Genomic DNA, 11,375 nt, shown 5'->3' on the forward strand with positions numbered 1-11,375 from the left:
GGCGACGAGGTCGGCCTTGCCGTCCCCGGTCACGTCACGGACACCGACGATGGAGCTGTAGATGTTCCAGCCGTAACCGATCTGCTTGCGGGGCGCGAAGGGCGCGTTCGGGTTGCCGGTGCCCTGGTAGAACCACAGCGTGCCCTTGCTGTCGCGGGCGACGGCGGTTCCGGTGCCGTCCGCCATCTCACCACTGACACTGGTGATGATGCCGTAGGTGTTCCAGCCGGTTCCGATGGCGGCTCGGGCGGCCAGTGCCCCGGAGGGCACGCCGGTGCCACGGTAGAGCCACAGGGTGCCGGAGTAGTCCCGTGCCAGCACGCTGCCCAGCTGCGACGCCGGCGGCACACCGGTGCCGGTGAGCGGCTCCAGCTGTGGCCCCTGCCCGGCGTCGCCGGTGACCTCGTACGTGGCCGACTGGCTGCCGCTCACGGTCGGGGCGAAGGTGACGGTCTGCCGGACGCTCTGCTCGGGACCGATGACCAGGCCCTCGGGGAGCGGGTCGGCGCTGCTGAACACACCTGCCGGGGCCTTCGCCTTGGTGACGGTGACCGGGATGTTCCCGGTGTTGGTGATGGTGAAGGTCCGTGTGCTGGACGTGCCGCGGACCACCGCGCCGAACGAGAGCGTCGTCGGATTGAACACCAGGTGGCCCTGGCCGCTGATCGCGTCGCCCTGGAGCGGAATGGTGAGCGAGCCGCTGGTGCTGCCCAGTGTGATCGACGAGGAGTTCTGGCCGGTGGCCGTGGGCGCGTACCCGACCTGCAGGACGATCGAGCTCTGGGCCGGGATCACCGTCGGGTTCGCCGGGTCGGCGCTCGGCAGGCCGGTGGCCGTGAACGGTCCGTCGGGCGGGGTGACGGAGGTGATGGTCTCGGGGTCGGTGCCGGTGTTCGTCAGCTGGACGTTCGCGGTGGCCGTGGTCCCCGTCGGCTGGTTGTCGAAGGACACGGTGCCCGGGAACGCGGCCAGACCGGGCTTGGTGCCGACGCCGTGCAGGCTCAGTGCGTAACTGCCGGCGTCGGTGGCCACGGTGAGCGTTCCGCTCGCGCCCAGGACCGCGGTGGGTTGGAAGGAGACGGGTATCGACAGCTGCCCGCCCGCCGGGATCGTCGACGGCAGCGACGAGGTGTCCGCGGTGAACGGACCGTCGACGGTGACGCCCTTGATGCCGAGGGGCTGGGACGGGTTCTGGTTCTCCGTCAGGACGACGTCGGTGCTCGACGAGCCGCCCACCGGCACGAGCCCGAAGTCGGCCGGACCGCCCTTGAGCGGGCTGCCCACCGGGTTGCCGAAGGCGTGGACCTTGCCCTCCCGGGTGCCGACGAAGACCTGCCCGCCGTCGGTGGCGGGGGTGGCGAATTTCGACGCGATGCCGATCGGCGCGGACCAGACCAGCGACAGGACGCCGTTCGCGTCGGGAACCGGGTTGTACGCGCGCAGCTGGGCGTTGACGCCGGTCGACCCGCCCGCCCAGACCACCCACACCAGGGCGCTGCCCGAGCGCGTTCCGTCGGAGGTCACCACGGGCGATCCGCTGGTGTACGGGAAGGCGTCCTGGCTGGACCCGGCGACGGTCAGCGCGGGGTCGCCCGAGCCCGTCACGCCGCGGTGCAGCGCCACCAGTGAGCCACCGTTGCCGACGCAGTAGACGTAACCGCCGTCACCGCCCCAGACCGCGGGGTGGCCCCACTGGCCCTTGAGCGGCCCGGTGATCCCCACCACGTCGTCGGTCCCGCCGGTGCCCTGCGACCTCCCGCCGAGGTTGTCGCGGTCCAGCAGGAAGACCCGGCCGTCCTTGCCCTGCTGCACCATCAGGTGCGGGTGGGAGGCGGTGCCGAAGCTGTCCGGCAGGCCGACCGGACCGCCGGAGGCCAGGTCCTTGTCCAGCTGGTCCAGGGTCGGCGCGTTGGACGGGCTGAAGAAGTCGGCGGCCTTCAGACTCCGGTCGGCCTGCACCTGCAGCCGGACCACGGACTCCGCGAGCGTGCCGGGCGGGGTGCTGCCGGGGCCGGGCGCCGGGCTGACGCCGTTGCCGGTGCTGAGGAAGATCCGGCCGGGACCGTCCGAGACGAGTCCCCCGCCGGACTGCCAGATGCCGGCCCCGCTGTTGCTGGCGCCGGTCTCCGTCGCCCACATCGAGGTCACCGAGGCGTTGGTGGTGCTGACGCCGACCACGTAGCCGCGATAGGGCTTGGCGTCGCAGTGTCCGCCGAACGCCGCGTAGACCACCCCGTCGAGCAGCAGCAGGCCCGGACGCTGCATCTGGTACGCGGGCAGGAAGGACTGGGTGGGGTCGTTGGACGGGGTGCCCTGGATCGTCACCGGGAAGCCGGACTTCTCCGCCCCGGTGACCGGGTCGAGCGCGTGCATGTACCAGTGCGGGCTCAGGGCGTTGGACCCGTCGTCGACCTTGGTGGTCAGATAGACGGCCCCGCCGGCCGGGTCGTACACCGGCGTCGCGGTGCTGCCGATGGTCGGCACGAGGTCGCCGCAGTTGAGGGTGGACGCGGGCCACGCGGGCCCGAAGTCGCGCTGCCACAGCACGGCTCCTGTGGCGCGGTCGAGGCCGTAGGCCTTGTTGTTCTCGGTGACCGCCACCACCGTGCTGCCGACGACGATCGGCTGGGCGTATATCTGCCCGTCGAGCTGCGCCGGAGCCTTCCAGAGCTGCCCGAAGGAAGAGGAACGCACGTCGGACGGGCCGAGGTTCGGTTCGCTCCGGTCCCAGCCGGTCCGGAGGGTGTCCACCGAGCCGGTCGTCTCGCTCGCCTGCGCCGGTGCGACGCCGAGCCCGAGCAGGCCCGCGGTCACCGCGGCCGTCATGGCGAGCGCCGGGCCGCGCCGTCGTGTGTGTCTGCGTCTGTGTGCGTGTGCGGTGGCGCCCGCCACCACATCGCCTCGCGAAATTGCCAAGGAAACCCCCCTGAGTCCCCATGCTTCGACGGCCCCCACCGCCATCCCACCCGGCCACGGCGGTCTCCTCGGTCGCGTGGGAGGCCGCAGCGCACGGGCACAGCCCGCGCATCCAATCACGCGACCGTGGTCCGTGCATACGGTTGTGGCCCCGGTGCACGCGGTCCCGTCGCACGCTCGCGCGCACAGTGGGCCGCCGGGGACTCCCGGCCGTTGATCATTTGCCGGAGACGGCCTGGTGGGGCAGCGCGTTGATCACGGCGTCCAGGAGGCCGGGGAACCGCGCGTCCAGATCCGCGCGGCGAAGCTCCACATAGCGGTTGCGGCCGGATGCACGGGTGGAGGTGAGCCCGGCCTCACGCATGATCTTCAGATGGTGCGAGACGGTCGACTTGTGCAGATGCGGGAGGCCGAGCGCGTCGGGCGCACAGCTGAAGTGCCGGCCGGTCGAGTAGACCTTCAGCAGCGACAGCCGCACCGGATCGCCGAGCGCGTGCAACACCTTGACCAGCTCGATGTCGTCCACATCGGGCTGGGGCAGCCACTCTCCCTCTTCCTCGGCCACGGATCCTCCCGCCGTCAGACTGTTTGACAATCATCCAACAGACTCTATTGTTTGACCAACGTCAAACCGTTGTGCTTTCACGCCGCACGCACTCTGGGGGACCCGTGCGCCTACGTCTGCTCCTGCTCGCTCTCGGTACCTTCGCCGTCGGAACGGACGGCATGGTGATGGCCGGCATCCTGCCGCTCATCGCCCGTGATCTGGACGTCTCCCTCTCGGTCGCCGGACAGGTGGTGACCGTCTTCGCCCTGTCCTACGGGGTACTGGCACCCGTGCTCGCCACCGCCACCGCCCGGTGGTCCCGGCGCCGCGCCCTGCTCATCGCGCTCGCCGTCTTCACCCTCGCCAACGCCCTGACCGCGCTGGCCCCTGCGTACGGCGTCCTGCTGGTCACGCGCGTACTGGCCGCCGTCGGAGCCGCCCTCTACACACCCACCGCCAACGCCGTGGCCACCTCGCTCGTACCGCCGGAACGGCGCGGGCGGGCGATCGCCGTCGTGATGGGCGGGCTGACCGTCGCCACCGCGCTCGGCGTGCCGCTCGGCACCTGGATCGGGCGGACGGACTGGCGGCTGACGATGTGGCTGGTGACCGGGCTCGGCGCCGCCGCCTTCACCGGACTGGCCCTGCTCCTGCGCGAACTCCCGCAGCCGGTCGCGGGGTTGGGCCTGCGCGACCGGCTCGCCCCGCTCGGCAACCCACGCGTCCTCGGCGCTGCCCTGACCACGTTCCTGGTCTTCCTCGCCTTCCAGACGACGTACATCTACTACACGCTGGCCACCCGCCCGGCGACCGGCGGCGACCAGGACCGGCTGACGCTGCTGCTCCTGGTGTCCGGGATCGCGGCGGTGGGCGGCTCACAGCTGGGCGGGCGGCTGGTCGACCGGTGGGGTCCGCGCGTCGTGATCCTTTCCGCCTGCGCCGCCTACCTCGTGATCGCGGCCGCCCAGCCCTGGACCCTGCGCACCATGCCGACCGCGCTGGCGGCCTCCGCGCTCAGCCCGCTGGCCGGCTGGTCGATCGCGGTGGCGCTGATCGCCCGCCTCGCCTCCGTCGACCCGGCACGCGCACCCGTCCTCGTCTCCCTCAACAGCAGCGCCCTGTACCTGGGCACGGCGGCGGCGGGCGGCACCGGCAGCCTGGCGATCACGCTGCTCGGCGACCGTTGGTTCGTGTGCGTGGGCGCCGCGCTGATGGCCTTGGCGACAGGCGTGGCAGCGGTGACGACACGGCCCCCGGCGGGGGTGACGGGCAGCGGGGAGCGCAGGCAGGCGGTGGACGCCGGGGTCGGCCGGTGAAGAGCGTTTTGCCGGGAGGTGCAGCAGGATGTGCGGCGGCATCTCCTGTGCGCCGGCATGGACGTACATAGACCAAGGCGACATGTCCGGTCACGTCCATGCCGTTCACTGCGATGACTTAGCCACGCGCCCGAAGCCCCCCCGTCGGGGCTGCAGGGTTGTAGGCGGCACCTTCGGCGAAGGCGAACGCCTACCCTAACCGTCGAGCGCCCTGCGCCAGATGCCCACCGCCTCCGCCGACACCGGTGTCGTCCAGCCGTCCGTGCGGGCCGCCGCGCCGATGTGGAAGGCGTCGACGCCCGCCGTGCGCAGCCGCGGGACGTGGTCCAGGCGGAGGCCGCCGCCGGCCATGAGGCGCTGGGTGTAGCCGGGCTCGCCGCGCCGGGTGGCCTCCGCGACGAGGGTGGGCAGGCCGTCGTCCACGCCGTGCGGGGAGCCCGCCGTGAGGTAGGTGTCCAGGCCCGGCGCCTCGGCGAGCTGCTTGCGCAGGGCGTCGCGGTCGGCGGCGCGGTCGATCGCGCGGTGGAAGGTCCAGCGGCAGCCGTCCAGCTCCCCGGCCAGCCGCTCCACGGCGTCGAGGTCGGGCCCGCGGTCCTCGCCGAGGAAGCCGAGCACGAACTCCTCGGCACCGGCGGCGCGCAGCTCCCGGGCGGCGCGCACCAGCGCCTCGACGTCACCGGCCGCGAACCCGTCCCCGAGGCGGAGCATCACGCGCAGGGAGATGTCGACGGCGGCGCGGATCCCGGCGAAGGTCGCCACCGGCGGGGTGAGCCCGTCGGAGGCCATGTCGGTGACCAGCTCGAGGCGGTCCGCGCCTCCGGCCTGGGCGGCGACCGCGTCCTCGACGGAGAGGGCGATCACCTCCAGGACTGCACGCGTGCTCATACGACCCCTTCCGTCGGTGTTCCCGTGGAGCGGCTACAGGTCTAGTCCAATCCAAGGGTACGACGACGGCCGGGGCGGCCGCGAGAAGGGCACCGGTCGCCCGGGCTCAGCCGAAGAGGTTCAGCTCCCCCTCCGCCACGCCCACCAGCTCGTACCGCGCCCCGTCCAGCGGACGGCCGGAGTAGAGGCGCACCAGCGTGGACGCGTCGCCGATGAACCGGGCCGGCGGGTGCTCCCCGTTCGCGTCGCCCAGGAGCACCGGCTCGTCGAGGTCGTCGAGGTCCGCGTGGAGCGGGACGTGCCCCCTCTCCCGGGAGACGCGGGCGAGCAGCGTGAGCGCGTACGGCAGCCCGTCACCGCCGTACGCCCCCGGCTCCCCGAAGGCCTCCCGTACGTCGCCGCCGTGCACCCACTCCCCGAGCGCCACCCTGTCGAGCACCCCGCCCGCCTTCGCGATGGCGGCGCCCGCCTCGGTCATGCCGCGCTCCAGTTCGTCGACCACCTGGGCGTTGGTCCAGCCGGCGCGCTCGGCGATGTCACGGTCGTTCGACTCGGGGCTGAACACGCCCTTCTCGAAGCGGCTCTCCACCACCCGGGTCAGGGCCGCCGAGCAGTGCGCGAGGACGTGCCGCACGGTCCAGCCGGGACACGCGGCCGTCGGCAGCGCGAAGTCCGCGTCCGGGCGGGAGCGCAGCAGGGGGATCAGCGCGTCCCGCTCGGTGGTCAGCAGCAGGCCGGGCAGTTCGGGGTCGCGTACGTCGTCGTGCAGGTCTGCAGTCGTCATGGGCCCCACGCTAGGTGCCGGGAGGTGAACACGGGAGAATGCCCCCATGACCGACCTCGACGCGTTGCGTGAGAGCTGGCGGCGGACCCTGCTCGCGGTGCGGGGCGGTGCGGAGCGGCCCGATCCCGCGCCCTACGCCGACAACCTGCTGCACCGCTGGTCGGAGCCGCAGCGCCGGTACCACACGGTGGAGCACCTGGCGGCCGTCCTCGATCACGTCGACGTCCTGGAGCAGTACGCGGACGACCCGGACGCGGTGCGTCTCGCGGCCTGGTTCCACGACGCGGTGTACCTGCCGGAGCGGTCGGAGAACGAGGAGCGGTCGGCGCGGCTGGCCGAACGCGCGCTGCCCGAGGCCGGGGTGTCCGAGGAGAAGGCCGCCGAGGTGGCCCGTCTGGTCCGGCTCACCGTCACCCACGACCCCGCCGACGACGACCGCAACGGCCAGGTCCTGTGCGACGCGGACCTCGCGATCCTCGCCTCGCCCCCGTCGGCGTACGCCGCCTACACCGCGGCCGTCCGCGAGGAGTACCACTTCGTGCCCAACGAGGCGTTCCGCGAGGGCCGCGCGGCGGTCCTGCGCCAACTCCTCGCCCTGCCACGGCTGTTCCGCACCCCGTACGGGCGGGAGAAGTGGGAGGCGACGGCCCGCTACAACATCACCTCCGAGCTGGAAATGCTGTCGCTCCGTTGAGCGCCCGGCCCGTACGCTGCCCCGTATGCGAAGCATGGGCGGGGAACGGGTGGAGGAAGCCGTCGCGAGCGCCGTGGCGGTGCTGCGGACGGTGACGGACCGGGACTGGGAGGCGAGGGCCGGCCGGCTGGAGTGGAGCTGCCGACGGACGGCGGAGCACACCGCCGGTGCTCTGCTCAAGTATGCGGGTGGGCTCGCGGGGCGGGCCGAGACGCGGCTGCCCCTGACGTTCGGGCTCGCGGAGGACGCCGGCAACGACGCAGCGCTGGACCTCCTCCGGACGACCGGCGCCCTGCTCGTCGCCGCCATCCGCACCACTCCTCGCGAGGTCCGCGCCTTCCACCCGTTCCCCTTCCACAGCGCGAACCGGGAGGGCTTCGCCGCGATGGGGGTCACCGAGGTCCTGCTGCACACCCACGACATCGCCGAGGGCCTGGGGCTGGCCTACGAGCCGCCCGCCGAGCTGTGCGCGTACGCGCTGACCGGGATCTTCCCGCAGGTCCGGCCCAGCCCCGACCATTGGCGGACCCTGCTGTGGGCCACCGGCCGCGGCGACCTGCCCGGCCGCGCCCCGGTCACCGAGTGGCACTGGTACAACAACCTGGTGATCCCCGCCGAACGGCTCACTCTCGAGGGCATCACCCCCGCGGCCGCCGCCGATCTGCACACGGGCGGCACCGGAGGCTTCGAGTGGCTCGACGGCGAGCCCTTCGAGGGCACGCGCGAGGCCGCCGGGATGCTCGTGAAGGCGTACGAGGCCGGGGTGCACCGGCCGGAGTGGGGCGTCTTCGTGCTCGTACGGAAGGAAGACGGGCGTGCGGTCGGGAGCATGGGCTTCCACGGCCCTCCGGACGAGGAGGGACGCGCGGAGGTCGGCTACGACCTGGTGGCGGGCGCCCGCGGCCACGGCTACGCGACCGAGGCACTGCGCTCCCTCGCCGCATGGGCGCTGGCCAGGGACGACGTCGGCACGCTGTGCGCCACCGTCGAGCGGGCGAACACGCCCTCCCAGGGCGTCATAACCCGGGCCGGGTTCACCCGAGTGGGTGAGGACGAGGAGACGTACGCGTACGCGCGGCACCGCTGAGCCCCTGCTCGCGCCCCTTGCGCCGGCGCAGACCGGACGCGTGCAGCAGCCGCACCACCTCGCGGCTGGAGACCTCCACCGCTCCGGCGGCCACCACTTCGGCGTACCGGTGGGACGGCACGTCGTAGTGATCCCGCTCGAAGGCCCGGCTCGGCACGCCCAGCTTCTCGGCGAAAGCGTGCAGTTCGTCGTACGAGACGTCGCTGATCAGATGCGACCACAGGTGGCCGTGCCCCGGCCACGCGGGCGGGTCGATGTAGACGGTCACGAGGACGTCATCCCGCCCGTCGCCCTCCCCAGCGACCCCACCGCCGCCACCTTCACACCGGCCTTGGGGCACACCCAGTGCGGGTTGGGCCCGAGTTCCGGCTCGACGTCGAGGGCGTGCGGGTCGCCCGAGCCGCAGACCGGGCACAACGGCCAGCGGCCGTACCGCTCCAGGAGCGCGTCCTGGACGTCCTGCGCGACGAGGCCCGCCACGTAGTCGGCGCCGTCCGGCCACTGCTCGACCCACCAGCGCCGCTGGGCGACGGAGTCCTCGACGAGCGAGACCACGTCCGACTGGGCGACCTCGCCCGCGACCAGGTCGGCGAGCACCAGGGCGCGCGCCGCGTGCAGGGCCTGCTCCAGGGGGCTGATGGGGTCCATGCCCCTATTGTGCGCACTCTTGACCGGACGGCCGAATCGAAAATATCTTTCACGTGTGAACCGCGACGCGAAGGAAACTTTCGCACGGCCGGTGGGCGGCCCGGAGGTGCCTCCCGCCCCCGCCGCCCTCGCCGCCAAGGTGCGCACCCTCGCACCGTCCATGACCCGGTCCATGCAACGCGTCGCCGAGACCGTCGCCGGGGACCCGGCGGGCTGTGCCGCGCTCACGGTCACCGGACTCGCCGAACGGACCGGCACCAGCGAGGCCACCGTCGTCCGCACGGCCCGTCTGCTCGGCTACCCCGGCTACCGCGACCTGCGGCTGGCCCTCGCCGGCCTCGCCGCCCAACAGCAGTCGGGCCGCGCCCCGTCCGTCACCGCGGACATCGCGGTCGACGACCCCATCGCCGACGTGGTCGCCAAGCTCGCCCACGACGAGCAGCAGACCCTCGCCGACACGGCGGCCGGGCTCGACACCGTGCAGCTCGGCGCCGCCGTCGCCGCGCTCGCCGCCGCCCGCCGCATCGACGTCTACGGCATAGGGGCCTCCGGACTCGTCGCCCAGGACCTGGTGCAGAAGCTGCTGCGGATAGGCCTCATAGCCCACGCGCACAGCGACCCGCACCTCGCGGTCACCAACGCCGTGCAGCTGCGCGCCAAGGACGTGGCGATCGCGATCACGCACTCAGGCTCCACCGGCGACGTCATCGAACCGCTGCGCGTCGCCTTCGAGCACGGCGCGACCACCGTCGCGATCACCGGCCGCCCGGACGGGCACGTGTCGCAGTACGCCGACCACGTCCTGACCACGTCCACGGCCCGCGAGAGCGAGCTGCGCCCGGCCGCGATGTCGTCCCGCACCAGCCAACTGCTCGTGGTGGACTGCCTGTTCGTGGGCGTGGCGCAACGGACGTACGAGACGGCGGCGCCGGCGCTGGCCGCTTCGTACGAGGCGCTGGCGCACCGTCACCGCCCGAGGGGTGGAACAAAGCGCCACACCTGACCGTCCTCCTCCCAGAGCAGTGCCGCACCGGAAACGAGCCACCCTCATGACCTCCACGTCCGACCCCCGCGAGCTCCGCGCCGAGTTGGAGACGCTGACCACCGAGGCCTTCCGTCCCGAACTGGCGGAGATCGACCGGCTGCCGACGCTGGAGATCGCGAAACTCATGAACGGCGAGGACGCGACCGTGCCAGCCGCGGTCGCCGCGCGGCTGCCGCAGATCGCCGCCGCGATCGACGCGATCGCCGAGCGGATGGCGCGCGGCGGCCGGCTGGTCTACGCGGGCGCCGGGACCGCCGGGCGGCTCGGCGTCCTGGACGCGTCCGAGTGCCCGCCCACCTTCGACACGGACCCCTCCCAGGTCGTGGGCCTGATCGCGGGCGGCCCGGGCGCCATGGTGACGTCGGTCGAAGGCGCCGAGGACTCCCGGGAGCTGGCGGCGAAGGACCTCGACGCGCTGGAGCTGACGGAGCGTGACACGGTGGTCGGCGTCTCGGCGTCGGGGCGCACGCCCTACGCGGTGGGCGCGGTGGAGCACGCCCGGGCGCGCGGGGCGCTGACGATCGGCCTGTCCTGCAACGCTAACAGCGCGCTCGCGGCCGCCGCCGACCACGGCATCGAGATCGTCGTCGGCCCCGAACTGCTGACCGGCTCGACCCGGCTCAAGGCGGGCACGGCGCAGAAGCTGGTCCTGAACATGCTCTCGACGATCACGATGATCCGCCTCGGCAAGACGTACGGGAACCTGATGGTCGACGTCCGCGCCTCCAACGACAAGCTGCGCGCCCGCTCGCACCGCATCGTGGCGCTGGCGACCGGCGCGACGGACGAGGAGATCGAGCGCGCCCTCGCGGCCACGGGTGGCGAGGTCAAGAACGCGATCCTCACCATCCTGGGCGGCGTGGACGGCCCGACGGCGAAACGTCTCCTCGCGCAGAGCGGGGGGCATCTGCGCGCGGCACTGGAGAAGCCGACGGAGAAGCCGACGGAGAAGCCGACGGGCTGAGCCACCTTTCGGTGGAGAGCGGCGGCCGTCTCCGCGCGGCGCCCGGGCGGACGGCCCACCGGGACGCACCCTCGACCCGTGCCCAGTACGTCATACGCCGCCACCGCCGCCGCGCTGCTCCCCCTGGTCGGCGGCCCCGCGAACGTCACCTCCGTCGCCCACTGCATGACCCGTCTGCGGCTGGGCCTGGCCGACCGCTCCCTCGTCGACGAGCACGCCCTGCGCGCGCTGCCCGAGGTGCTGGGGGTGGTGGACGACGACACGTACCAGATCGTGCTCGGGCCGGGGAAGGCAGCACAGGTCACGGCGGAGTTCGAGACCCTCGTCCGCACGAGCGCCGAGGAACTGGCTTCCCGGGGGGCCGCGTCGACCGGAGAACCCGCCGCCCGGGAAGCCGCGTCGACCGGAGAACCCGCCGCCCGGGAAGCCGCGTCGACCGGAGAACCCGCCGCCCGGGAAGCCGCGTCGACCGGAGAACCCGCCGCCCGG

General features: G+C 73.0%; 12 protein-coding genes. 6 read left to right on the top strand and 6 right to left on the bottom strand.

The annotated features are described in order from the left end of the window. Together ACFYZJ_RS26295 and ACFYZJ_RS26300 are read right to left on the bottom strand one after the other, a co-directional pair. Positions 1-2,826: choice-of-anchor D domain-containing protein (locus ACFYZJ_RS26295; protein WP_388571818.1), on the bottom strand; the 2,826-nt coding region annotated here is incomplete at its 3' end. A gap of 307 nt (positions 2,827-3,133) precedes the next feature. Next, a complete protein-coding gene (locus ACFYZJ_RS26300; protein WP_388571820.1) occupies positions 3,134-3,481 on the bottom strand; it encodes an ArsR/SmtB family transcription factor in 348 nt (115 codons plus the stop codon). Positions 3,482-3,585: 104 nt separating this feature from the next. On the opposite strand from ACFYZJ_RS26300, the gene ACFYZJ_RS26305 reads away from it, so the two are divergent. Further along, positions 3,586-4,779: an MFS transporter gene (locus ACFYZJ_RS26305; RefSeq protein WP_388571822.1), complete on the top strand. Its 1,194-nt coding sequence runs from the start codon at positions 3,586-3,588 to the stop codon at positions 4,777-4,779. Between the two features lie 195 nt (positions 4,780-4,974). Here ACFYZJ_RS26305 and ACFYZJ_RS26310 read toward each other — a convergent pair whose 3' ends face one another. Next, complete coding sequence (locus ACFYZJ_RS26310) at positions 4,975-5,664, bottom strand: copper homeostasis protein CutC (RefSeq protein ID WP_388571824.1); 690 nt, start codon at positions 5,662-5,664, stop codon at positions 4,975-4,977. A gap of 106 nt (positions 5,665-5,770) precedes the next feature. Beyond that, positions 5,771-6,448: a maleylpyruvate isomerase family mycothiol-dependent enzyme gene (locus ACFYZJ_RS26315; RefSeq protein ID WP_388571826.1), complete on the bottom strand. Its 678-nt coding sequence runs from the start codon at positions 6,446-6,448 to the stop codon at positions 5,771-5,773. 46 nt (positions 6,449-6,494) lie between these two features. Between ACFYZJ_RS26315 and ACFYZJ_RS26320 the strand changes: the two genes are divergently transcribed. Both ACFYZJ_RS26320 and ACFYZJ_RS26325 read left to right on the top strand, forming a co-directional pair. After that, a complete protein-coding gene (locus tag ACFYZJ_RS26320) occupies positions 6,495-7,142 on the top strand; it encodes a hypothetical protein (RefSeq protein ID WP_388571827.1) in 648 nt (215 codons plus the stop codon). 25 nt (positions 7,143-7,167) lie between these two features. Then, positions 7,168-8,229 carry a GNAT family N-acetyltransferase gene (locus ACFYZJ_RS26325; protein ID WP_388571829.1) on the top strand — a complete coding sequence of 354 codons (1,062 nt, stop codon included), beginning with the start codon at positions 7,168-7,170 and terminating at the stop codon, positions 8,227-8,229. Here ACFYZJ_RS26325 and ACFYZJ_RS26330 read toward each other — a convergent pair. Beyond that, complete coding sequence (locus ACFYZJ_RS26330) at positions 8,177-8,497, bottom strand: DUF4031 domain-containing protein (RefSeq protein ID WP_388571830.1); 321 nt, start codon at positions 8,495-8,497, stop codon at positions 8,177-8,179. The genes ACFYZJ_RS26325 and ACFYZJ_RS26330 overlap by 53 nt on opposite strands. Then, positions 8,494-8,877 (bottom strand): hypothetical protein, encoded by a 384-nt coding sequence (locus ACFYZJ_RS26335; RefSeq protein WP_388571832.1) that lies wholly within the window; start codon positions 8,875-8,877, stop codon positions 8,494-8,496. The genes ACFYZJ_RS26330 and ACFYZJ_RS26335 overlap by 4 nt, the downstream gene beginning before the upstream one ends. A gap of 55 nt (positions 8,878-8,932) precedes the next feature. Here ACFYZJ_RS26335 and ACFYZJ_RS26340 point away from each other — a divergent pair, with 55 nt between their 5' ends. From ACFYZJ_RS26340 to ACFYZJ_RS26350, 3 genes are all read left to right on the top strand, one after another. Continuing rightward, positions 8,933-9,880: a MurR/RpiR family transcriptional regulator gene (locus ACFYZJ_RS26340; protein ID WP_388571833.1), complete on the top strand. Its 948-nt coding sequence runs from the start codon at positions 8,933-8,935 to the stop codon at positions 9,878-9,880. Between the two features lie 46 nt (positions 9,881-9,926). Then, a complete protein-coding gene (gene murQ / locus ACFYZJ_RS26345; protein WP_388571835.1) occupies positions 9,927-10,886 on the top strand; it encodes an N-acetylmuramic acid 6-phosphate etherase in 960 nt (319 codons plus the stop codon). A 114-nt stretch (positions 10,887-11,000) separates the two neighbouring features. Next, on the top strand, positions 11,001-11,375 hold a 375-nt coding region (locus tag ACFYZJ_RS26350; RefSeq protein ID WP_388572123.1), incomplete at its 3' end, for a PTS glucose/sucrose transporter subunit IIB.

The organism is Streptomyces sp. NPDC001848 (assembly GCF_042891915.1).
Taxonomy (GTDB): domain Bacteria; phylum Actinomycetota; class Actinomycetes; order Streptomycetales; family Streptomycetaceae; genus Streptomyces.